Consider the following 24,270-nt stretch of genomic DNA (forward strand, 5'->3'; position numbering starts at 1 on the left):
GGGAATACCTCCAATAGTTCATTTTATAAATTGGGCCTATCTGCAATAGTATAACACATTTTTTTGGAAAATACAAGTAAAAAATGCTTGACACCTTGACAATGCCGTGATATTATGGAATGTGCACTATTGTGGATTTGTGTGCCTTAAAGGCACATCTATGCCCAAAAACAGAAACGATTAGAAAGAAAACAGGGGTGAAACGTCAATGGAGAAAAGCAGAATGCGTCCGGTCCCAGCCGGTAAGAGCCTGAGAATGAGCTTCTCAAGACAAAAAGAAGTGCTTGAGATGCCAAACCTGATTGAGATTCAGAAGAATTCCTATCAGTGGTTCCTTGATGAAGGATTAAAGGAAGTCTTTGAAGACATCTCTCCGATTGCAGACTTTGCGGGACACTTAAGTCTTGAGTTTGTCAACTTTACATTATGTAAGGATGACATCAAGTACACAATAGAAGAATGCAAGGAAAGAGATGCAACCTATGCGGCTCCTTTAAAGGTAAAGGTAAGGCTTTGCAATAAAGATAAAGATGAAATTAATGAACATGAGATCTTCATGGGTGATCTTCCGCTTATGACAGATACCGGCTCCTTCGTGATCAACGGTGCCGAGCGAGTTATTGTAAGCCAGTTGGTACGTTCCCCAGGTATATATTATGGTATTGAACACGATAAGGTAGGAAAAGAGCTTTATGCCTGTACGGTAATTCCAAACAGAGGTGCATGGCTGGAGTATGAAACAGACTCCAATGATATTTTCTATGTGCGTGTGGACAGAACCAGAAAGGTTCCTGTAACCGTTCTGATCCGTGCCCTGGGCTTTGGTACTAACGCAGAAATTATTGAACTGTTCGGTGAGGAACCGAAATTATTGGCCAGCTTTGGTAAGGATACGTCCGATAACTACCAGGATGGCTTATTGGAGTTGTATAAAAAGATCCGCCCAGGTGAACCTTTATCTGTTGATAGTGCTGAAAGTTTGTTAAATAGTATGTTCTTTGACCCCAGAAGATACGATCTTGCAAAGGTCGGAAGATATAAATTCAATAAAAAGCTTCATTTTAAAAACCGTATCACAGGCCATGTTCTTGCTGAGGATGTGGTTGATACCACGACCGGCGAAATCCTGGCAGAGGCTGGAATCACAGTAGACAAGCAGCTTGCAACCGATATTCAGAATGCAGCGGTTCCTTATGTGTGGCTGGAAGGAGTGGAGCACAAACAGAAGGTTCTTTCCAACTTAATGGTTGATCTGTCCTCTTTTGTAAGCTTTGATCCAAAGGAAGCAGGTGTTACAGAATTAGTATTCTATCCTGCCCTTGAAAAAATCCTGGCAGAAGCTGGAAACGAAGATGAAGAGGCTCTTAAAAGTGCCCTTCACAGAAATGTAAATGAACTGATTCCCAAGCACATCACAAAGGAAGATATCCTGGCATCCATCAATTACAACATGCATTTAGAAGAAGAGGTGGGAGCGGCTGATGATATCGACCATTTAGGAAACCGTAGAATCCGTGCCGTTGGCGAGCTTTTGCAGAACCAGTACCGCATCGGACTTTCCAGAATGGAGAGAGTGGTACGGGAACGTATGACAACACAGGATATGGATGGCATCACGCCCCAGTCCCTGATCAATATCAAGCCTGTCACAGCAGCAGTGAAAGAGTTCTTCGGAAGTTCCCAGTTGTCCCAGTTCATGGATCAGAACAACCCGCTGGCAGAGCTGACTCATAAGAGACGTCTGTCCGCATTGGGACCTGGCGGTCTTTCCAGAGACCGTGCCGGATTTGAGGTACGAGACGTTCACTATACCCATTATGGCCGTATGTGCCCCATTGAGACGCCTGAAGGTCCTAACATCGGTCTGATCAACTCTCTTGCCACCTATGCAAGGGTAAACCAGTATGGATTTGTAGAAGCTCCTTACCGTCTGGTGGATAAGACCAATGCCCAGAACCCGGTGGTCATTGATGAAGTCGTTTACCTGACTGCTGATGAAGAAGACAATTTTGTGGTTGCTCAGGCAAATGAGCCTTTGGATGATGAAGGCCACTTCGTTCATAAGAATATTTCCGGACGTTTCCGTGAAGAAACTTCCGAGTTCCAGAGGAAAAACATTGACCTTATGGACGTTTCTCCTAAGATGGTATTTTCCGTTGCAACTGCCATGATCCCCTTCCTTGAGAACGATGATGCCAACCGTGCGCTTATGGGATCCAACATGCAGCGTCAGGCCGTGCCTTTGTTAACAACGGAGACACCAGTAGTAGGAACCGGTATGGAATCCAAGGCAGCGGTAGACTCCGGTGTTTGCGTGGTTGCCAAAAATTCCGGCGTTGTGGAGCGTTCCGCTTCCAATGAAATCATCATTAAGAGAGACTCTGACGGCGGAAGGGATGTTTACCGCCTGACCAAATTTAAGAGAAGCAACCAGTCCAACTGCTATAATCAGAAGCCTATCGTATATAAGAACAGCCATGTGGAAAAGGGAGAGGTTATTGCAGACGGCCCGTCCACTCAGAACGGTGAGATCGCCCTTGGCAAGAATCCTCTGATCGGATTCATGACCTGGGAAGGTTACAACTACGAGGATGCGGTCCTTTTAAGCGAGAAGCTGGTTCAAGAGGATGTTTATACCTCTGTACACATTGAGGAATATGAGGCGGAAGCCCGTGACACCAAGTTAGGGCCGGAAGAGATCACCAGAGATGTTCCGGGCGTGGGCGAGGATGCCTTAAAGGATCTTGATGAAAGAGGAATCATAAGAATCGGTGCTGAAGTCCGTGCCGGTGATATTCTGGTTGGAAAGGTTACTCCCAAGGGTGAGACAGAGCTGACCGCAGAAGAACGGCTGTTACGTGCCATCTTCGGCGAGAAGGCAAGAGAAGTCCGGGATACCTCCTTAAAGGTTCCCCACGGAGCCTATGGAATCATTGTGGATGCAAAAGTATTTACAAGAGAAAACGGCGATGAGCTTTCACCAGGTGTGAACCAGACCGTCCGCATTTACATTGCCCAGAAGAGAAAGATCTCTGTAGGTGATAAGATGGCCGGACGTCACGGAAACAAGGGTGTTGTTTCCCGTGTGCTTCCGGTAGAAGATATGCCGTTCCTTCCTAATGGACGCCCTCTTGACATCGTATTAAACCCTCTGGGCGTGCCGTCCCGTATGAACATCGGGCAGGTGCTTGAGATCCACTTGAGCCTGGCGGCAAGGGCTCTTGGATTTAACGTATCCACTCCTGTATTTGACGGAGCAAACGAGATCGACATTATGGATACCCTGGATGTAGCCAATGACTACGTAAACACGGAGTGGGAAGACTTCCAGGAGAAATACAGCGAAACATTGAAGCCTGAGGTTATCCAGTATCTGGGTGATCACCAGGATCACAAGGAATTGTGGAAGGGCGTTCCCATTAACCGTGACGGTAAGGTCCGCCTTCGCGATGGCCGTACCGGGGAGTTTTTTGACAGCTCGGTTACCATCGGCCACATGCATTATCTGAAGCTGCATCATCTGGTTGACGATAAGATCCATGCCCGTTCCACAGGACCATACTCTCTGGTTACCCAGCAGCCTCTCGGCGGTAAAGCCCAGTTCGGCGGCCAGCGTTTCGGAGAGATGGAGGTTTGGGCTCTGGAGGCTTATGGCGCTTCCTATACACTGCAGGAGATCATGACTGTGAAATCCGATGATGTGGTAGGGCGTGTGAAAACTTACGAGGCCATCATCAAGGGTGATAATATTCCTGAGCCGGGAATTCCGGAATCCTTCAAGGTATTGTTAAAAGAGCTTCAGTCTCTGGCGCTTGACGTGAGAGTGCTGCGCGATGACAATACAGAGGTTCAGATCGCGGAAAGCACTGAGTATGAAGAAACAGACTTAAGGTCCATCATCGAGGGCGATAAGCATTACCGGGAAGAAGAATCCTTTAGCAACTTAGGTTACCAGAAACAGGAATTCAAGAATGACGAACTGGTAACTGTTGAGGAAGAAGAGGAAATAGAGGAAGTCGAGGAAGTCGAGGAAGTAGAGGAAGCAGACGGTGTCGACGATTCTCTTGAGGATTTCGATGACGTGGAATTTGACGATTCAGACGAAGAATAATAGAAGGGAGAAGCGCTCATGCCTGAAAACAATGAAACTTACCACCCAATGACATTTGATGCCATTAAGATCGGTCTGGCATCTCCGGAGAAGATCCTGGACTGGTCTCATGGTGAGGTGAAAAAGCCTGAGACAATCAACTACAGGACCTTAAAGCCGGAAAAAGATGGTCTGTTCTGTGAACGGATCTTTGGACCCAGCAAGGACTGGGAATGCCATTGTGGTAAATATAAAAAAATCCGGTACAAAGGCGTTATCTGTGACCGGTGCGGCGTTGAAGTAACAAAAGCCAGTGTCCGCAGGGAACGTATGGGCCATATCCAGCTTGCAGCTCCTGTTTCTCATATCTGGTATTTTAAGGGGATTCCCAGCCGTATGGGCCTGATTCTGGATATTTCTCCAAGGACCCTGGAAAAGGTGCTGTATTTTGCCTCCTATGTGGTGCTGGAAGCCGGTAATACGGGACTGCAGTACAAACAGGTCTTATCGGAAAAGGAATACCGGGAAGAAGTAGAAAAATACGGCTACGGTTCCTTCCGTGTAGGAATGGGAGCGGAAGCCATTCTGGAACTTTTGCACTCCATTGACCTTGAAAAGGATTCTGAGGAATTAAAGAAGGGGTTAAAGGAAGCTACAGGGCAGAAACGTGCCAGAATCATCAAGAGACTGGAAGTAGTAGAGGCATTCCGCAGCTCCGGCAACCTTCCGGAGTGGATGATTATGACGGTGGTTCCGGTGATTCCCCCGGATATCCGTCCTATGGTACAGCTTGACGGCGGCCGTTTTGCCACTTCAGACTTGAATGATTTGTACAGAAGAATCATAAACCGCAACAACCGTCTTGCCCGCCTGCTGGAGCTGGGCGCTCCGGACATCATCGTCCGCAACGAAAAGCGTATGCTTCAGGAAGCGGTAGATGCCCTTATTGACAACGGCAGACGTGGAAGGCCGGTAACCGGACCTGGAAACCGTGCCTTAAAGTCCCTTTCCGATATGTTAAAGGGAAAACAGGGACGTTTCCGCCAGAACCTTTTAGGAAAGCGTGTGGACTATTCCGGACGTTCCGTTATCGTAGTAGGACCGGAGCTTAAGATTTACCAGTGCGGTCTTCCCAAAGAAATGGCCATTGAGCTGTTTAAGCCATTCGTTATGAAGGAGCTGGTTGCCAACGGAACCGCTCATAATATAAAAAATGCAAAAAAGATGGTAGAGCGTCTTCAGACAGAGGTATGGGATGTGCTGGAAGATGTAATCAAAGAGCATCCGGTTATGTTAAACCGCGCGCCTACCCTTCACAGACTTGGTATCCAGGCGTTTGAGCCTATCCTGGTAGAAGGTAAAGCCATTAAGCTTCACCCCCTGGTTTGTACCGCGTTCAACGCCGACTTTGACGGAGACCAGATGGCGGTCCACCTGCCACTTTCCGTGGAAGCTCAGGCAGAATGCCGTTTCCTTCTGTTATCACCCAATAACCTGTTAAAGCCATCTGACGGCGGCCCTGTGGCAGTTCCTTCTCAGGATATGGTTCTGGGAATCTACTACCTGACCCAGGAAAGACCGGGAGCCAAGGGAGAAGGCATGGTGTTTAAGAGCGTTAATGAAGCCATTCTCGCTTACGAAAACCAGGCAGTTACCCTTCATTCCAGAATTAAGGCCAGAGTGAGCAAGAAAATGGCAGATGGAACCACAATGACAGGATCCGTAGAATCAACCGTAGGCCGTTTCATTTTCAATGAGATCGTTCCTCAGGATCTTGGCTTTGTTGACAGGTCTGTTCCAGGCGACGAGCTTCTGATGGAAGTGGATTTCCATGTAGGAAAGAAACAGCTAAAGCAGATCCTTGAAAAGGTTATCAATGTCCACGGTGCGGTTCAGACTGCAGAAACCTTAGATGACATTAAGGCCATCGGTTATAAGTACTCCACAAAAGCGGCTATGACCGTATCCATTTCCGACATGACCGTGCCGGAAAGCAAGCCAAAACTCATTGCCGACGCACAGGCAACGGTTGACCAGATCGCAAAGAACTTCCGCCGGGGCCTTATTACGGAGGAAGAGCGTTATAAAGAAGTAATCAACACATGGAAAGTTACTGATGACCAGTTGACTCATGACCTGCTGACCGGACTTGATAAATACAACAACATCTATATGATGGCCGATTCCGGAGCCCGTGGTTCTGATAAGCAGATCAAACAGCTTGCAGGTATGCGTGGACTTATGGCCGATACTACCGGCCACACCATTGAGCTTCCTATTAAGTCCAACTTCCGTGAAGGTCTTGACGTACTGGAGTACTTTATCTCCGCACACGGAGCCCGTAAAGGACTTTCCGATACAGCTCTGCGTACCGCTGACTCTGGTTATCTGACCAGACGTCTGGTAGACGTTTCCCAGGATCTTATTATCCGTGAGATCGACTGCTGCGAAGGCAAGGATTCGCCGTTTATGGAGATCAAGGCCTTTACAGACGGCCAGGAAACCATTGAAGGCCTGCAGGAACGTATTACCGGACGTTTCATTGCAGAGACCATTACTGATCCGGATACAGGGGAAGTCATTGTCAAGGCAAATCACATGTGTACGCCAAAGCGTGCATCTGTGGTTATGAACGTGTTAAAGAAGCTTGGACGTGATTCCATAAAGATCCGTACCGTTTTAACCTGTAGATCCCATCAGGGCGTGTGCGCAAAATGTTACGGCGCAAACATGGCTACCGGACAGCCGGTTCAGGTAGGCGAAGCAGTCGGTATCATTGCTGCCCAGTCCATCGGTGAACCTGGAACCCAGCTTACCATGCGTACCTTCCATACCGGCGGTGTTGCCGGCGGCGATATCACACAGGGTCTTCCCCGTGTAGAGGAGCTTTTTGAGGCACGTAAACCTAAGGGCCTTGCGATTATCGCAGAGTTTGGCGGCGTGGTGGCCATTAAGGACACCAAGAAAAAGCGGGAAATCATCATAACGGAGAACGAGACCGGCAATTCCAAGACCTATCTGATTCCTTACGGATCCAGGATCAAGGTTCAGGATGGCCAGGTACTTGAGGCCGGCGATGAGCTGACAGAAGGTAGTGTGAACCCCCATGATATCTTAAAGATCAAGGGCGTCCGCGCCGTCCAGGATTATATGATCCAGGAAGTTCAGCGTGTATACCGCTTACAGGGCGTGGAGATCAACGATAAGCACGTTGAAATGATCGTAAGGCAGATGCTTAAGAAGATCAAGATCGAGGAAAGCGGAGACAGCGATGTGCTTCCGGGAACCTCCATGGATGTTCTGGATTACAATGACTTAAATGAATCCCTTCTTGCAGAGGGAAAGAACCCGGCAGATGGAAAGCAGGTTATGCTTGGTATCACAAAGGCATCTCTGGCAACTGATTCCTTCTTATCTGCGGCCTCCTTCCAGGAGACCACAAAGGTTCTGACCGAAGCTGCCATCAACGGCAAGGTGGATCACTTGATCGGTCTGAAGGAGAACGTAATCATCGGTAAGCCGATTCCGGCAGGTACCGGCATGAAGCGTTACCGTACCATCGGACTGAATACAGATGCCGCTTTCGAAGGAAAGGATGAGATCACTTTGTCAGAGCCTGATGAAGAGATTCTCCTGACCGACGATGGATTTGATGAGGCGGAAGAGGTTCTGGATATTGATGATACTGTGATAGAAGAATAAATAGATAAATAAAAAGTCCTTGGCAGATTAGACTGCCAGGGACTTTTTTATTGTTGGGCCGGTTGCATTCCGACGAGAGAATTTGCTTTGCAGATTTTTTATCTATGACAATATTTTGTGATATTTGCACAAAAAAATAGAGTTTTTCTTTCATTGCTAATGTTATAATTGTGAAAAAGAGGAGGTAAAAAGAATGAGAAGTTTTGAACAGAAAGTGTTTCCATACCTTTTGCTGGCACCGACTCTGGTGATTTTTGGGCTGTTTCTGTTTTTTCCTGCCATCAATGGATTGTGGATTTCTCTGACAAAATGGGATGGGGTGAATCCACAGAAGTTTGTGGGAGTTCAAAACTATGTTAAGCTTTTGTCAGACAGTGGTTTCTGGGGATCTTTTTTCCGGACTATATTTTTTACCGCAGTTTCGGTTCCCCTTGTGTATGTGTCATCCCTGGGACTGGCTGTGCTTTTGACCGGAAGTGTTAAGAAGAGTGATTTTTTTCGGGCGGTATTTTACTGGCCCACTATGATTTCCAGTATTGTGGTGGGATTAACCTGGAGATTTCTCCTGGGAGAGGATTTTGGGGTCATCAATTATTTGCTGACTTATGCAGGAAAGGTTCCGGTTAAGTGGCTGACCGATCAGAATAATGCCATGGGAGTAGTGATTTTTGTTACGGCCTGGAGCATGTCCGGTTATTATATGGTCATGTTCGTTTCTGGGATTAAGTCTATCTCTGAGACTTATTATGAAGCTTCCAGAATCGATGGTGCAGGGCCTTGGCATCAGTTCTGCTATATTACCCTCCCCCTTTTAAAGCCTACCAGCCTGCTGGTCATTGTGCTTTCCACGGTTACCATTATTAAAACATATCCTCTTGTATATGCCCTGACACAGGGTGGTCCGGCAGGGGGCACAAAATTCATGGTTCAGACCATTCAGGAGACGGGGTTTGAGAAGAATCAGATGGGGTACGCCAGTGCCATGACCATGATCCTGTTTCTCCTCTTAGCTATGTTTACCATATTACAATTTAAGATCAACAAGGGAGGAGAACAGGATGCAAACTGATAAGAAGAAAAGATTTTTAGCAGGAATCACCTGGGCGCTCTTACTGTTTCTTACATTCCTGTTTCTGATGCCCATTGTCTGGGTGATCTGCTCTTCCTTTAAAAGTGCAGGGGAGCTGTTTGCCTGGCCGCCCAGCTTATTTGGCAGAAGTCCTTCTCTTGACAACTACCGGAGGGCTTTGGAAGAGGGGCATTTTGGCGTTTACTTTTTAAATACTGTGTTTATCAGTCTGGTTGCCACATTTCTGACCATTGTGGTAAATGTGATGTCTGGCTATGCCTTTGCCAAGTATCATTTTAAGGGGGAAAGGCTGCTTTTTGGCATGGTACTGGCAACCCTGATGATACCTCTGGAGGTCATCATGATACCGATTTTTAAGGTGATCGTTGCTGTTGGCATCTATAACAGCTTATGGGGTCTGATCATTCCGGCGGTGGCGTCGCCCACAGCAGTATTTCTGGTAAGGCAGTATTATGTTGGAATCCCTGATGCCTATATGGAAGCCGCCAGGATTGACGGCGCTTCTGAGCTTAATATTTTGCTGAATGTCATGCTTCCCCTTGCGAAGCCGGTCATTTCCGTGCTTTGTATTTTTTCCTTCATGTGGAGATGGAACGATTATCTCTGGCCAAAGCTGGTTATTAACAGCAAGGAGCGCTACACCATTCAGTTGGCTCTGGCAAATTATTCAGGGGAATATTCCGTGGATTGGAACAGCCTGCTTGCCATGTCGGTGGTTTCCATGATTCCGGTTATCATTGTGTTTATTACATTGCAGAAATATATCATCGGCGGCATGACGGCCGGTGGAGTTAAAGAATGAATGGAGAGGAAGAGAAGACATGAAATATCTGGAATATCCACTGTTTGCGGAAGGATTTGTAAACCGTTTTTTAATCACCGGAGTGTATCCCCAGGTACAGCAGTTTACGAAAACAACCTTAAGCGGACGGGTAAACGAATGGTTAAAGAAAGGGTTTGCCATTCACGAAAATCCCTGCAGAAAGGAATTTGTGGCAAAAAGAAAGGAAGAGCTGCCGCCTTGTCCGGATTTTAGGGGAATAAGGCATGGGGATTCTGTCACAGTATTTGACCAGACAAGTCCTGTAAAGCTGTATTTTCCATTTGGTAATACCGGGGTGGATGCCTCCGGATTTTATTATCAGCCTACTTATCTGAGGATGTATGGTTATGTAGAGCTTTGGGCGGAAAAAGAAGAATCAGTGGATTTTGAACTGGAGACATGCGGAGGGCTCACTTTGTGGGTCAATGACCGGCTGGTCACAGATTTTACTCCTTTTACCCGGAATCTGGTGAAAAAGACTGTAGTGTCTATCCCCCTTTTACAGGGGCAGAATAAGGTGATCATATGCCTGGATGATCTGGCTGAGAGGGATACGGATTATTATTTCCGCATGAAACGGCTGGGAGATGCCGCCTTAACGCTTATGCTTCCTGTCAGCGAAGAGATAGAGGAAACGGTTCTCGCCGGACTGGAGTGGATGTTAGACGGTATGAGCTTTGATAAGGAAGCTTATATCAGCGAGCCCCTTAAAATGGATCTGACCAATCCCTTTGTTTTCCCTTTGGAGCTTGAGGTCCTTATCACTCCAGGTGAATTTATTGAAAAGATGCAGGAAGCCTGGAAGATGACAAAAACAAAGCATTACTCCATGGAACCGGGGCAAAAGGGCCTTGTCCTGTTGGAGATGGATGAGATGCCGCCGGGATATTATTATTTTACGGTCTCTCTTACCTATATGGGAATTTCCGTAAAGAGAAAAATTGGAAACCAGCTTGTGAGGAAGGATTTTCTGACCTATCACGAATCTGATGTAAAGGTACGGAAACGCCATGCACTGGAAACTATCATCCAGTTTGCTCCGGAAAACACCTATAAGGCAGCCGCATTGTTCCAGGCTGAAAGGGAATACCAGAGGGCGGAAAGCATCCTCCTTGAGGAGCTGGATGGAGTCAGAAGCAGAAAGGACTGTTCTGATTTTCATTTTATCATCATGCTTTACATTTACCGCACCTTTAACGACAGAATATCGGAGACCTTAAAGGCTGCGCTGGAAGATGCTATGGTCAATTACCGGTACTGGATCGATGAGCCGGGGGATGACGTAATGTGGTTTTTCAGCGAAAACCATGCCCTCCTGTTTCACTGCTGTCAGTATCTTGCCGGTTCTTACCTGCCGGACCGTATCTTTACCAACAGCGGCAGGACCGGAGCCGAAGCAAAGGAAAGGGGGGAAGAGCTGCTTCATCAATGGTTTGATGATTTCTTCCGGGAGTTCATAACGGAATGGAACTCCAATGCCTACATTCCCGTTGATGTACTTGGGATCGGCACCCTTTATAATCTGACGGACAGGGAAAGCCCTCTTCACAAGAAGGCGAAGAAAGCGTTGGACATGATTTTCCGTTCCCTTGCCATCAATGCCCACAAGGGAGCCGTCATGACCAGCTTTGGACGGACCTATGAGAAAGAAATGAAGGGGAATTATAATGCCGGTACCACTTCCCTTTTGTATGTTGCATACAATGCAGGATATTTAAACAGGGCCTGCATCGGTTACATTTCCTTGGCTTTGGGGGATTATGAAGCTCCAAAGGAGTACAGGGATTATGGGGTAATGGAGAAAGGCCGGGAGATGATATTTGAAAATACCCAGGGATTTGAAGGCCATGCGAATCTTTATCTTTATAAGGACAGTTATGGGCTTTTATCCACGGCAGTTGGGTTTAAGCCTTTCCAGAAGGGATATCAGGAACATATCATGCAGGCGGTGATTGACGAAGTGGCCCAGGCTTTTATCAATCACCCGGGAGAATCCTTTCCTTATGGAAGCGGAAGGCCTAATTTCTGGGCAGGCAATGGGGTGCTTCCTCTGGGGGTCCAGTATGAAGATACAGGAATTTTAAGATATCATATAGGTGAGGAAGAACGAATTGATTATACCCATGCCTATATCCCCATCAGTGCATTTTCCCGGTATAAGGGAGAGGGCGGCGTGCTTGTACTGGAAAAAGACGGAGCATATCTGGCGGTAAAAGCGCTTAATGGCCTGATTATGCAGGAAGAAGGGCCGACCCGGTTCCGGGAGTTCATCAGCAGGGGCAGGGATAATGTATGGGTGATGAGAGTGGGCAGTATAGAGGAGTACGGAAGCCTTGACGAAGTTTTTCATGCCTTCCAGAAAATTGAGATCGCTTTGGAGGGGGAAACGACCAGGGTAGTGGATGACAGAGGAGACAGCTATCTGGTAGATGAAGAATTTTTCTTAAGGGTAAATGGAGAAGCGGTATATGAATATCCCCGGAGCGTGGAAGGGAAAATAACATTAAGGGAGAAAAAAAGACGTGGTTGACAAGCGGGTGATTGATGAAAAATTAAATCTGGTATCCGGAAGGATGATGGTGCTTAAGAACAATGGGATGAAAGAGAAGTATCCCATCAGCCTCATTGACATCAATTGCTGGGAGTGGCCCCAGGGTGTGGGACTTTTCGGCCTTTATAAATATTATGAAGTCAGCGGAAAGGAAGAGATTCTGGACTTTCTGGTAAACTGGTATGATAAGAGGATTGAAGAGGGGATTCTGGAACGGAATGTAAATACAACATCTCCCATGCTGACCCTTACTTATCTTTATGAAAAAACCGGGAATAACAAGTACCTGGCTTTCATTGAGGATTGGGCGGACTGGATCATGAAGGATAAGAAGCTGATCCGGACAGGTGACGGGTGCTTTCAGCACATGATCACAGGTGATCCTAACCAGGATGAAATCCTGATTGATACCCTGTTTATGGCGGTGCTGTTTTTGGCCCGGGCCGGAAAGCTTTTAAAACGCCGGGATTATATGGAAGAGGCCGGTTATCAGATATTAAGCCACATTAAATACCTTCTGAATAAGAAGGAAGGGCTCTTTTACCATGGTTTTAACTTTAAGAGGAGAGACAATTACGGCGGCATTTTATGGGGCAGAGGAAACTGCTGGTATACCATTGTCATCATGGAGCTTATTGATGAAATAGAACTTGATGGAGGATTGAAACGTTATTTTCTCAATGTGTACGAAAATCAGGTCATGGCATTGAAGGAATATGCAGATCCTGACCGGAGGCTGTGGCATACGGTTATTAACAATGCTTCCTCCTATATTGAATTATCTGCAAGCGCCGCCTTTCTTTATGGCATCATGAAGGGGGTCCGGCTGGGGATTTTAAGCAGGGAGGAATTTGGGGAACTGATCGAAAGAGCCATGGAAAGCCTGCTGGATTATATTGAAGAAGACGGTACTGTATCAAATGTATCCTATGGCACTCCCATTGGAATGGATGAAGACTTTTATAAAACAATTCCATGCTGCCCCATGACCTATGGACAGGCTCTTATGATTTTGGTACTCCAGGAGGCTCTGCTTCCCTATTGGCATTAGAAAGGATTGGTTGTGGAAATGAAAGAACGGGTATTTTTTGAAGAATTTGAATCATTATACTATTTTCATGGAAATTCCGAAAACTGGGCCATGAAAGGCTTCCATTTTCACAACCAGTATGAAATTATCCTGTTCCTGACAGATGGTGCCTTGATGGAAATAGGAAACCGCGCTTATCACGTAAAGGCCGGAGATCTGTTTTTTATTAACAACAAGGAATATCACAGGACCAGCGGGGCAGATGGAAAAGCCCACAACCGTTATGTCCTTATGTTCGAGCCGGAGCTTCTTGTGCATATGGAAGCTGCTTTTCACTACGACTTTTCCATGTTTTTTGAGAACCGGCCGGAACAGTTTATTCACAAGCTCCACCTTTCCGGGGAAAAGCTTGAAAAGGTGGAAAAACTGTTTGGAAAGATTGAAAGGAATATAAATTCCGATCATAAAAACAGCGCCGAATCCTCCGTCAGGCTTAAAATTGCTATTTTGGAAGCAATTACCGCCATTAATGAAATGTACCGGTTTTTTATGGAAGAGGAGAAAAGCAAAAGCATGAAGGGCTGGGGGGAGGAGACGGGAAAGCAGGAGTTTAAGGATCCTATTCTATACAGGGAAAGGATTGAGCAGCTAAAAAAATACATTGCGGCCCATGTGGAAGAGCGGCTGGATCTTGATGAAATTTCCCGGGAATTTTATATGAACCGCTATTATCTGAGCCATTATTTTAAAAAGGAAACGGGCTTTACGCTCATGCAGTATGTGGCGAATCAGAAAATTATTGCGGCAAAAGCCTTGTTAAAGGAGGGAAACTCGGTGACGGACGTAGCCTTGAAGCTATCGTACAACAGTGACAGTCATTTTATAGCAGTTTTTAAAAAACTGACCGGAATCACGCCGAAAAAGTATGCCCAGTCGAAAAAGAGCAATCATGAATGATTTCCCGTTCTAAATGTGCAGTTTTTTATACAGGCAGGCTGATAGAAGGGGAATGTCAAATATGCCCGAAAGAAGGGCGGAAAAATGAAAAAAAAGGAGAGGTTATTTATGAAAAAAGCGATATCATTGGTATTAGCAGGTATTTTGGCGCTTGGCGCGCTCACCGGCTGCTCTGCAGGAGGAAAAAAGGCAGACAGTGAAGTGAAAACCCTGGATGTAGTATGGTTCAGTGACGGAAAGGAGGGGGAATCCTTTCAAAAACTGGCGGATCAGTATATGTCAGAGAATACCAACATCAAGATTGAACTGATTGAGGTTCCTTATGCGGATCTGGAGAGTAAAATCAAAAATATGCTCAACGGCAAAGAGGCTCCGGCACTGGCCAGGCTTACGAATATAGGACCGTTCCAGAATCAACTGGTTGATCTGGGACAGTATGTGTCGGACAAGGACGCATTTGTGAACAGCTTTGGTGAAGGGCTGAAATTTGTTTTTGATGATAAGGTTTTAGCAGCTCCCATGGATATAACGGCCAATGGACTGATCTACAACAAGACGGCTTTTGAAAAGGCGGGTGTGCAGGTTCCCCAGTCAGAGGATGAGGTTTGGACGTGGGATGAATGGAAGGCTGCCATGAAAACAGTTATGGAGAAGGGGGGCTGCAAGTACGGCCTTGTATATGACAAATCCCCTCAGCGTTTTACCACACTGATTTACCAGGCCGGAGGAAGTCTGTTAAATACGGACTTGAATGCCTCCAATTTTAATACGCCGGAAACCAGGAGGGCAGTAAGCTTCTTTAAGGAACTTCACGACGAGGAGATCATCCCTTCCTCGGTATGGCTTGGATCTGAGAATCCCAATAATTTATTCCGGACCGGTCAGGTTGCCATGCATTTTGCCGGGAGCTGGATGGTTTCAAACTACAAAGACCAGATCACTGATTTTGAATGGGGTGTGACCTATCTTCCAAAGGAAGCAAGACGCTCCTCTGTACCGGGAGGGAAGTATCTGACGGCATTCCAGAACACGGGAGTGGAAAAAGAGGCGGCCCAGTTCATTGAATGGATTTCAAAGGCAGAGAATAACGCTCAGTATTGCAAGGAAAACAGCTACTTATCCCAGGTAAAGGGAAACGAAAGCCTGGATTATGAATATGGAAAAGATTTTTTTGAAATTTTTTCAAAGGAACTGGCTGCCACGGATTCCCAGCCGGGAGCAGAATGGGGGTATCAGGCCTTTACCGGAATGATCCAGAATGATTTAAGGGATAAGCTTATTGAAGTGCTGGCTGGAAAACTGACTGTGGACCAGTATACAGAGAACATGGATGGGCTGATTACAGATGCGCTCAAGGAATTGAATTAATTTATTGTTTATAAAACCCGGATCAGGAAGGTTTTTAGGAACTTCTGGTCCGGGTTTCATCCGTTATGTACTCTTATTAAAAAAAACCTTGACAGAAAATTACAAAATGTATATAATAATTAGGCGTGCATTAACGCGTCACGTTTTTGTGCGTAAATTAAGCTGAAGATGACAGCAACCACAGACAATATCACAGGAGGTGAATGGAATGCCTACATTTAACCAGTTAGTAAGAAAGGGAAGACAGACAAGCGCAAAGAAATCAACAGCACCAGCTCTGCAGAAGGGTTACAACTCTTTACAGAAGAGGGCGACTGATATTTCTGCTCCACAGAAGAGAGGCGTTTGTACCGCAGTTAAGACTGCTACACCTAAAAAACCTAACTCAGCACTTAGAAAGATCGCCAGAGTACGTCTTTCTAACGGTATCGAAGTAACAAGTTACATCCCAGGGGAAGGTCACAACCTTCAGGAGCATAGCGTTGTTTTAATTCGCGGCGGAAGAGTAAAAGACTTGCCAGGTACCAGATATCATATCGTCAGAGGTACACTGGATACCGCAGGCGTAGCTAACAGAAGACAGGCTCGTTCCAAGTATGGTGCAAAGAGACCTAAAGAGAAAAAATAATTAGAACCACACATTTGAATTTCTAGTGCCGGACTTTAGATATTGAACCTGTAGGTTGCAGGGTTATATATATAGAAACCGAGCGCGAACGCAACTTGAATGTTTGTGAGTACCTAAGATCTAATGAATAGCCGCTAATCCATAAAGGAGGAGCGGTGATATTAAGGAGGGAAGTAACGTGCCACGTAAAGGACATACTCAAAAAAGAGACGTATTAGCAGATCCGCTTTACAATAACAAGATTGTTACAAAGCTGATCAATAACATCATGTATGATGGTAAAAAAGGTGTTGCTCAGAAGATCGTATACGGTGCATTTGGCCGTATAGAAGAAAAGACCGGCAAACCAGCCGTTGAAGTATTCGAAGAAGCGATGAACAACATTATGCCTGTACTTGAAGTAAAGGCAAAACGTATCGGCGGAGCTACCTATCAGGTGCCGATCGAGGTTAGACCGGAGAGAAGACAGGCATTAGCCTTAAGATGGATTACTCTGTACTCTCGTAAGAGAGGCGAAAAGACTCAGGAAGAAAGACTTGCTAATGAGCTTATGGATGCTGCCAACAACACTGGTGCTGCTGTAAAGAAGAAAGAAGATATGCACAAGATGGCTGAGGCAAACAAGGCATTCGCTCATTACAGATTCTAATAGGAGGAAAAAGCTTTGGCTGGAAGAGAATATCCATTGGAAAGAACCAGAAATATTGGTATTATGGCCCACATCGATGCAGGTAAAACTACATTGACCGAGCGTATCCTCTATTATACTGGTGTAAACTACAAAATTGGTGATACTCATGAAGGTACTGCCACCATGGACTGGATGGCGCAGGAACAGGAAAGAGGTATCACAATTACTTCGGCTGCGACAACCTGTCACTGGACCATGCATGAAAACTGCAAAATAAAGCCAGGTGCTCCTGAGCATCGTATCAACATCATCGATACTCCAGGACACGTTGACTTTACAGTAGAGGTTGAGCGTTCCTTACGTGTACTGGATGGCGCTGTAGGCGTATTCTGTGCAAAGGGCGGTGTTGAACCACAGTCCGAAAACGTATGGCGTCAGGCTGATACCTACAATGTACCCCGTATGGCATTCATCAACAAGATGGATATCATGGGTGCAAATTTCTACGGCGCTGTTGAGCAGATCAAAAGCCGTTTGGGCAAGAATGCAATCTGTATTCAGCTTCCCATCGGTGCAGAGGATGAATTCAAGGGACTCATTGATCTGTTTGAAATGAAGGCTTATATCTACAACGACGATAAAGGCGATGATGTTACCATCACTGAAGATCTTGGAGACATGAAAGATGACGCTGAGATTTATCGTGGGGAATTGATAGAGAAAATCAGTGAGTTAGATGATGAATTAATGATGAAGTTCCTGGAAGGGGAAGAACCTTCTGTGGAAGAATTAAAGAAAGCATTAAGAACTGCAACCTGCGAATGTAAGGCCATTCCTGTGTGCTGCGGAAGCGCATACAGAAACAAGGGCGTACAGAAGCTCCTGGATGCTGTTCTTGAATTCATGCCGGCTCCTACTGACATTCCTTCGATCAAGGGTGTTGATATGGAAGGCAATGAGATCGAAAGGCATTCTTCTGATGAAGAGCCGTTCGCAGCTCTGGCATTTAAGATCATGACAGACCCATTCGTTGGAAAACTGGCATTCTTCCGCGTATACTCCGGTGTTATGAATTCCGGCTCCTACGTACTGAATGCAACCAAGGGCAAAAAAGAGCGTGTTGGCCGTATCCTTCAGATGCATGCCAATAAGAGATCTGAGCTGGACAAGGTTTATTCCGGTGATATCGCTGCAGCCGTTGGTTTTAAATTAACAACAACAGGTGATACGATTTGTGACGAGCAGCACCCGGTAATTCTGGAATCCATGGAATTCCCGGAGCCGGTTATCGATATCGCTATCGAGCCAAAGACCAAAGCTGGTCAGGGCAAGATGGGCGAGGCTTTAGCAAAGCTTGCAGAAGAAGATCCTACCTTCCGTGCAAAGACCAACCAGGAAACTGGCCAGGTTATCATTTCCGGTATGGGAGAGCTTCATCTGGAGATCATTGTAGACCGTCTGCTTCGTGAGTTCAACGTAGAAGCTAACGTTGGCGCTCCTCAGGTTGCATACAAAGAAAGCTTTACAAAGACCGTTGAGGTTGACAGTAAGTATGCAAAGCAGTCTGGCGGACGTGGTCAGTACGGACATTGTAAGGTTCGCTTTGAGCCAATGGATGCCAATGGCGAAGAGCTGTTTAAGTTTGAGTCTGCTGTTGTCGGTGGTGCTATTCCTAAGGAATACATTCCGGCAGTCGGAGAAGGTATCGAAGAAGCTACCAAGTCCGGTATTCTGGGCGGTTTCCCGGTAGTTGGTGTAAAGGCTACCGTATACGATGGTTCCTACCATGAAGTCGATTCCAGTGAAATGGCATTCCATATCGCAGGTTCCATGGCGTTTAAGGATGCCATGAACAAGGGCGGTTCCATTCTCCTTGAGCCGATCATGAAGGTAGAAGTAACCATGCCGGAAGATTATATGGGCGACGTAATCGGTGATATCAATTCCCGCCGTGGCCGTATTGAAGGCATGGATGATATCGGCGGAGGCAAGATGGTCAAAGCTTTCGTACCGCTTTCAGAGATGTTCGGTTATTCTACAGATTTACGTTCCAAAACACAGGGACGCGGTAACTACTCCATGTTCTTTGAGAAATACGAGCAGGTGCCAAAGAGTGTACAGGAAAAAGTTCTTACAGATAAAAAGAGCAAATAATTCCTAACAGGTTCCACTGGGTCCCAGGCGGCTGTGACTGCCTGGAATCCATCAAATAGGCTTGAAAATAGTGCGCAAATAGCATATAATAAAAAACAGCCTAACATAAAAATTAAAGCTCAAAAAGAGCATAATTAAGGAGGACGTTATAAAATGGCTAAAGCTAAATTTGAAAGAAACAAAACCCATTGTAACATCGGTACCATCGGTCACGTTGACCACGGCAAAACTACTTTAACAGCAGCTATCACAAAGACTCTTCATGAAAGATTAGGTACTGGACAGGCAGTAGCTTTCGAGAATATCGATAAGGCTCCAGAAGAGAGAGAGCGTGGTATCACAATTTCTACTTCTCACGTTGAGTACGAAACAGAGAAGAGACACTATGCACACGTTGACTGCCCAGGACATGCTGACTACGTTAAGAACATGATCACTGGTGCTGCTCAGATGGACGGCGCTATCTTAGTTGTAGCTGCTACTGACGGTGTTATGGCTCAGACAAGAGAGCACATCCTGCTTTCCCGTCAGGTAGGCGTTCCTTACATCGTTGTATTCATGAACAAGTGCGATATGGTTGACGATGAAGAATTACTTGAATTAGTAGACATGGAAATCCGTGAGCTGTTAGATGAATATGAATTCCCAGGCGATGATACACCAATCATCCAGGGTTCTGCTTTAAAGGCTCTTGAAGATCCTTCTAGTCCTTGGGGCGATAAGGTTCTTGAATTAATGGCTGCAGTAGATGAGTGGATCCCAGATCCTGTTCGTGAAACAGAGAAGCCATTCTTAATGCCAATTGAGGACGTTTTCTCCATCACAGGCCGTGGTACTGTTGCTACCGGTAGAGTAGAGCGTGGTACCTTACACGTATCTGATGAAGTTGAAATCGTTGGTATCAGTGAAGAAACACGTAAGGTTGTTGTAACCGGTATCGAGATGTTCCGTAAGCTGCTTGACGAAGCTCGTGCTGGTGATAACATTGGTGCATTACTTCGTGGCGTTCAGAGAGCTGAAATCGAAAGAGGACAGTGTCTGATTAAACCAGGTTCTGTAAAATGCCACAAGAAGTTTACAGCTCAGGTTTACGTTTTAACAAAAGATGAAGGTGGACGTCATACTCCTTTCTTCAACAACTACAGACCACAGTTCTACTTCAGAACAACTGACGTTACTGGTGTTTGCGAATTACCAGCCGGCACAGAGATGTGTATGCCTGGCGATAACGTAGAAATGGCTGTAGAGCTGATTCATCCTATCGCTATGGAGCAGGGCCTTCGTTTTGCTATCCGTGAAGGCGGCCGTACAGTAGGTTCAGGTAGAGTTGCTACTATCGTTGAATAATTAAAAATGAAAGCCGAGCCCTTTGTTTATAAGGGTTCGGCTTTTTCTTTTGCCTTGCGGCTATTCAGGAGTAAACCTGCTAAATGCCAGCGGAGTAAATGCCCAGCAATCTGTTCCTCATTTCCATATTCATATAATTCCAAGAAAAGAAGATGACGGCATTGATGCATGGCCGGAATTTAAGGGAGGAAAGATTTCTCTGGAAGACATGCACCGGATGTTAAAATACGGTAAATCATAAATTCGGCAGTATTGACGGTACATTGAAAAAAGTTATTGTCATAAATTGTCTATTGATGGTGCCGCCGCTTTATGGTACGATTAAACCATTCTGAGAATAGAAAAAGAGGATGTTTTACGTGATAAGAGAACGGCTGTTAAAGTGGTGTAAAATCGCAGGGATTTTTACAACCACTGTCATTATGCTTTTGATTCCCTGCGCATCTTATATTCTGTTTGAGTATGTGACCGGCAATTTGCCTACAATCCCCCTGTTCATGGCTGTTTTAAATATAGGCTGGATCTACTTGTTGTATCTTGCAGCTTTCGCAGTCAGCGGAAGTACCAGGATAGGAATCCCCCTGACTGCGGTTTTTCTTTATGCTGTTTCTGTGGCGGAATATCTGGTTGCAGGCTTTCGGGGAAGACCCATCATGATCTGGGACGTTTTGGCGCTGCGGACTGCTATGAGTGTAGCAGGAAATTATGAATTTGTTTTAACAGAGGAAATGTATCTCGCCTGTCTGGGAGTTCAGGTCATCTGTCTCTTTGCCATGCTGTTCCCTAAAAGGGTAATAAGCAGGAAAAAGCGGCTGGTCTTTGCCGGGGGAAGTGCAGGGGTGGTTTTTAGCTTTGGCTTTTGGTTTTACACATGCCTGATCCCTGATAAAGGCCTTGAAATTAACATGTGGGAAGTAAGCGAGACTTATCAGGAATATGGATACGTGCTTTCAACGGCTGTTTCCCTTAATTATGCGGTTCAGAAAAAGCCCAAAGGCTACAGCCTTTCAAAGGTAAAACAGATTTATGATTCTGTGAGGGAGGAGAACCAGGTCCTTATGGCTTCGGCGGGAGAAGTTGACGTGGAGAGTGAAGAGAACATTACACCAGTCAATATCATATGCATTATGAATGAAAGCTTCTCAGACTTAAAAGCAGCGGGAAGCTTTGAGACGAATCAGGAATACTTCCCTTTTTTAGACAGCCTGAAGGAAAATACGGTGAAGGGAAGTCTTTGTGTTCCCGTATTCGGTTCTTTGACCAGCAACTCTGAGTTTGAATTTCTCACAGGGGATTCCATTTCTCTGCTTCCGGCAAACAGCATTGCCTACCAGTTTAATGTGAAGCCAAATACATATAGCCTTGTGAGTACGTTAAAATCCCAGGGATATGACACCGTTGCCATGCATCCATATCCAAGAGAGAATTGGAACCGGCAGGAGTGCTACAGAAACTTGGGGATAGATGAATTTCTGGCTATAGAGGATTATGAGGGCAGCGAGCAGTTGAGAAACTATGTCAGTGACCAGGCAGATTACGAGAAGCTGATAGAAAGGGTGGAGTCCAAGGAGAATCCGGAGGATAAGCTTTTTCTTTTTAATGTGACCATGCAAAACCATGGAGGCTATGAGACCCTGTATGATGATTTTGACCAGGAGGTATGGCTGACAGGAAGGCTGAAAGGAAAATATCCAAAGGCTGACCAGTACTTATCTCTTATGAAACGGTCCGATGAAGCCCTGGAATATTTGATCTCTTATTTTAAGCAGAGCACGGAACCTACCATGATCGTTCTTTTTGGGGATCATCAGCCCAGTGTGGAAGATGAATTTTTTGATGATATTTCAGGGACGCCCAGCAGCCTTATGCAGAATAAGGACCGGCTGATGTGGTATCAGACGCCGTTTTTCATCTGGACTAATTATGAGACCCAGGCAGAGGAAAAGGGGAAAATGGGAGCCATTTACCTGTCTTCGGAGCTATTAAAAAGAGCCGGGGTCAATATGACGCCTTACCAGCAGTTTCTCCTGACAATGGAAGAGACCTTTCCTGTGGTGCACCCCATCGGGTGCTACAACAAGGAAGGAACCTATTATTCCTGGGAAGCCTTAAGGGAACCAGGAAACCCATATCAGGACTTGATCATGAACTATGAGTATCTGGTATATAACCACATCTTTGATGGAAAGAAATATAAGGAAATGTTTTCCTTAGAAACCGGCAATTAAACCAAGGTGGGCGTCCACCGGAAAAGCAGATAAAAAAGGCGGATGAGGCAGAAAAATGCCGGCAGCCGCCTTTTAAAATGGGGAAAATACTTTCAATGGGTTACCCATGAAGTGTAAATCATTGTTGCAGTAGGGACTGCCTGTGCCTTAAGCTGTTAAACTCCTTTTTCACAAGAATTACCGTCCACAGGACGATGACGGCATCAATTCCCAGGGCGCCGTAGTATACACCGCCTACGCCAATCCACTTTGGCAGCAGCAGCATCACCGGCACATAGAACACAAACTGTCTTGCCAGCCCGATGATCATTGCGGGTTTGCCCTTATCCACAGAGGGGAATAAGGTCATGGCCATGAAAATAAAGGATAAGGCAGGAAGAATCGCCATATACACCCTGAAATACAGGAAGTGGGTGCCCGTGAACACCTGGTCCTTCAGCATGATGCCAAGGATCGGACCTGGTGCAACAAGTGAGGCAAACCAGAACGGCAGCGTCAGGATCAGGGCAGCAGCGGCGAAAATTTTGTAAGAGCGGATAACCCTATGGTACTGCTTTGCCCCGTAATTGATGCCAATGACCGGCTGAAGGGCGCGCATCAATCCGAAAATGGGTGTAAGGAGGAATTGAAATACCCGGTAAACCACCCCGTAAAAGGCGATGTCTGCCGTTGTTCCGTACCGCGCCAGGGCGTTGAACACCACCAGGCCCTGAATCAGAGACATGACTGACATTACCAGCGAGGGCATGCCAAGGCGTAAAACAGAGGTGGTGATGGTTCTGTCCCCCTTCAGTGAAAGAAGCTTTGCCTGGAAGGTGGCTTTGCCCCGGCCGAAATAGAGCCAGCCCATCAGGGTATAAGCAAACATGCCCACATTGGTTCCCCAGGCCGCACCTTTTACCTCCATATCAAAAATTCCCATGAAGATGTAGTTGAAGACGGCGTTTACAATAAGACCTACAACCATCATCCATGCTGCTGTTTTCATCCTGCCCTCAGCGCGGATGATCATGTTGCCTGCAAGGCCATAGATCCAGAAGAAAGCGCCTACAATGCAGATCCTGAAATAGCTGACGCCATAGGCAAGAGCCTCGCCGGTTCCGCCCATCATGGCGATGAGGGGCTTTGCAAATGCAAAGGACACAACCATGTAAAGAATGGCACATATGACAGATAAACGGTTTACCACACCCATGAGCCGTTCCTGGGTCTGTATGTCCTTTGAGCCGATGGCAATGCTCAGCACGGAACCGGCGCCCACGCCGATGAGAGAACCGAAGGCAGTACTGATCTGGGAAAGGGGGTAGGCCAGGGAAACTCCTGCCACGGCAGTATCGCCAACAAACTGCCCCACGAAAATGGCATCCAGTACGGTATTGAAGCCATAGAACACCATTGCCACCACCGCCGGCCAGGAAAGCTGTGTCATAACCTTCCACAGCTCCCCGGTCAGGATAAATTGCTTTTGTTTTTCTTTGATTGTGTCACTCATTATGATTCCTCCCTGTCAATCCTTTGTAAGCACTTATGTACGTCCATCCTGCCCCAGCCCCTGCTGTTTTCCCGGGCGGCAATGGCCCTATAGGTTGTTTTGCGGTAATCACCGGCATATTCCAATACTTTTTGAAACAAGATCGTTACCTCCTTTATGATATGATGTAAGTTAGTTAA

At 46.1% G+C, this 24,270-nt stretch carries 16 protein-coding genes; 14 read left to right on the top strand and 2 right to left on the bottom strand.

What is annotated here, in order from left to right:
- The first annotated feature begins 208 nt into the window (after positions 1–208).
- From rpoB to ACYVD3_RS26875, 14 genes are all read left to right on the top strand, one after another.
- The gene (rpoB, locus tag ACYVD3_RS26810; RefSeq protein WP_460645561.1) at positions 209–4,111 is read left to right on the top strand and encodes a DNA-directed RNA polymerase subunit beta; all 3,903 of its coding nucleotides are present in this window, start codon (positions 209–211) and stop codon (positions 4,109–4,111) included.
- 18 nt (positions 4,112–4,129) lie between these two features.
- Entirely contained in the window at positions 4,130–7,792 is a 3,663-nt protein-coding gene (rpoC, locus tag ACYVD3_RS26815) for a DNA-directed RNA polymerase subunit beta' (protein ID WP_460645562.1), read from the top strand.
- Between the two features lie 193 nt (positions 7,793–7,985).
- Positions 7,986–8,861: a carbohydrate ABC transporter permease gene (locus ACYVD3_RS26820; RefSeq protein WP_460645563.1), complete on the top strand. Its 876-nt coding sequence runs from the start codon at positions 7,986–7,988 to the stop codon at positions 8,859–8,861.
- Entirely contained in the window at positions 8,851–9,684 is an 834-nt protein-coding gene (locus tag ACYVD3_RS26825) for a carbohydrate ABC transporter permease (RefSeq protein ID WP_460645564.1), read from the top strand. The genes ACYVD3_RS26820 and ACYVD3_RS26825 overlap by 11 nt, the downstream gene beginning before the upstream one ends.
- A gap of 19 nt (positions 9,685–9,703) precedes the next feature.
- Complete coding sequence (locus ACYVD3_RS26830; protein WP_460645565.1) at positions 9,704–12,235, top strand: hypothetical protein; 2,532 nt, start codon at positions 9,704–9,706, stop codon at positions 12,233–12,235.
- The gene (locus tag ACYVD3_RS26835) at positions 12,228–13,307 is read left to right on the top strand and encodes a glycoside hydrolase family 88/105 protein (RefSeq protein WP_460645566.1); all 1,080 of its coding nucleotides are present in this window, start codon (positions 12,228–12,230) and stop codon (positions 13,305–13,307) included. The genes ACYVD3_RS26830 and ACYVD3_RS26835 overlap by 8 nt, the downstream gene beginning before the upstream one ends.
- Positions 13,308–13,325: 18 nt before the next feature.
- Complete coding sequence (locus tag ACYVD3_RS26840; RefSeq protein ID WP_460645591.1) at positions 13,326–14,243, top strand: AraC family transcriptional regulator; 918 nt, start codon at positions 13,326–13,328, stop codon at positions 14,241–14,243.
- Between the two features lie 108 nt (positions 14,244–14,351).
- Complete coding sequence (locus ACYVD3_RS26845) at positions 14,352–15,611, top strand: ABC transporter substrate-binding protein (protein WP_460645567.1); 1,260 nt, start codon at positions 14,352–14,354, stop codon at positions 15,609–15,611.
- A 208-nt stretch (positions 15,612–15,819) separates the two neighbouring features.
- Positions 15,820–16,239 carry a 30S ribosomal protein S12 gene (gene rpsL / locus ACYVD3_RS26850; protein ID WP_460645568.1) on the top strand — a complete coding sequence of 140 codons (420 nt, stop codon included), beginning with the start codon at positions 15,820–15,822 and terminating at the stop codon, positions 16,237–16,239.
- Positions 16,240–16,417: 178 nt separating this feature from the next.
- Entirely contained in the window at positions 16,418–16,888 is a 471-nt protein-coding gene (gene rpsG / locus ACYVD3_RS26855) for a 30S ribosomal protein S7 (protein WP_460645569.1), read from the top strand.
- Between the two features lie 15 nt (positions 16,889–16,903).
- The gene (fusA, locus tag ACYVD3_RS26860) at positions 16,904–19,024 is read left to right on the top strand and encodes an elongation factor G (RefSeq protein WP_460645570.1); all 2,121 of its coding nucleotides are present in this window, start codon (positions 16,904–16,906) and stop codon (positions 19,022–19,024) included.
- 153 nt (positions 19,025–19,177) lie between these two features.
- Complete coding sequence (tuf, locus tag ACYVD3_RS26865) at positions 19,178–20,371, top strand: elongation factor Tu (RefSeq protein ID WP_460645571.1); 1,194 nt, start codon at positions 19,178–19,180, stop codon at positions 20,369–20,371.
- 49 nt (positions 20,372–20,420) lie between these two features.
- Positions 20,421–20,612: an HIT family protein gene (locus ACYVD3_RS26870; protein WP_460645592.1), complete on the top strand. Its 192-nt coding sequence runs from the start codon at positions 20,421–20,423 to the stop codon at positions 20,610–20,612.
- 109 nt (positions 20,613–20,721) lie between these two features.
- A complete protein-coding gene (locus ACYVD3_RS26875; RefSeq protein ID WP_460645572.1) occupies positions 20,722–22,599 on the top strand; it encodes an LTA synthase family protein in 1,878 nt (625 codons plus the stop codon).
- Positions 22,600–22,717: 118 nt separating this feature from the next.
- Here the strand turns inward: ACYVD3_RS26875 and ACYVD3_RS26880 are convergent, their stop codons facing one another.
- The gene (locus ACYVD3_RS26880; protein ID WP_460645573.1) at positions 22,718–24,091 is read right to left on the bottom strand and encodes an MATE family efflux transporter; all 1,374 of its coding nucleotides are present in this window, start codon (positions 24,089–24,091) and stop codon (positions 22,718–22,720) included.
- Complete coding sequence (locus ACYVD3_RS26885) at positions 24,091–24,231, bottom strand: hypothetical protein (protein ID WP_460645574.1); 141 nt, start codon at positions 24,229–24,231, stop codon at positions 24,091–24,093. Before ACYVD3_RS26885 ends, ACYVD3_RS26880 begins: the two co-directional genes overlap by 1 nt.
- Positions 24,232–24,270: the final 39 nt, after the last annotated feature.

The sequence above is a fragment of the Lacrimispora brassicae genome (genome assembly GCF_054772055.1).

Excerpts from the sequence above, each read along its gene's own strand:
- rpoB (WP_460645561.1), top strand. The coding sequence starts at position 209 with ATGGAGAAAAGCAGAATGCGTCCGGTCCCAGCCGGTAAGAGCCTGAGA.
- rpoC (WP_460645562.1), top strand. The coding sequence starts at position 4,130 with ATGCCTGAAAACAATGAAACTTACCACCCAATGACATTTGATGCCATT.
- ACYVD3_RS26820 (WP_460645563.1), top strand. The coding sequence starts at position 7,986 with ATGAGAAGTTTTGAACAGAAAGTGTTTCCATACCTTTTGCTGGCACCG.
- ACYVD3_RS26825 (WP_460645564.1), top strand. The coding sequence starts at position 8,851 with ATGCAAACTGATAAGAAGAAAAGATTTTTAGCAGGAATCACCTGGGCG.
- ACYVD3_RS26830 (WP_460645565.1), top strand. The coding sequence starts at position 9,704 with ATGAAATATCTGGAATATCCACTGTTTGCGGAAGGATTTGTAAACCGT.
- ACYVD3_RS26840 (WP_460645591.1), top strand. The coding sequence starts at position 13,326 with ATGAAAGAACGGGTATTTTTTGAAGAATTTGAATCATTATACTATTTT.
- ACYVD3_RS26845 (WP_460645567.1), top strand. The coding sequence starts at position 14,352 with ATGAAAAAAGCGATATCATTGGTATTAGCAGGTATTTTGGCGCTTGGC.
- rpsL (WP_460645568.1), top strand. The coding sequence starts at position 15,820 with ATGCCTACATTTAACCAGTTAGTAAGAAAGGGAAGACAGACAAGCGCA.
- tuf (WP_460645571.1), top strand. The coding sequence starts at position 19,178 with ATGGCTAAAGCTAAATTTGAAAGAAACAAAACCCATTGTAACATCGGT.
- ACYVD3_RS26875 (WP_460645572.1), top strand. The coding sequence starts at position 20,722 with ATGTTTTACGTGATAAGAGAACGGCTGTTAAAGTGGTGTAAAATCGCA.
- ACYVD3_RS26880 (WP_460645573.1), bottom strand. The coding sequence starts at position 24,091 with ATGAGTGACACAATCAAAGAAAAACAAAAGCAATTTATCCTGACCGGG.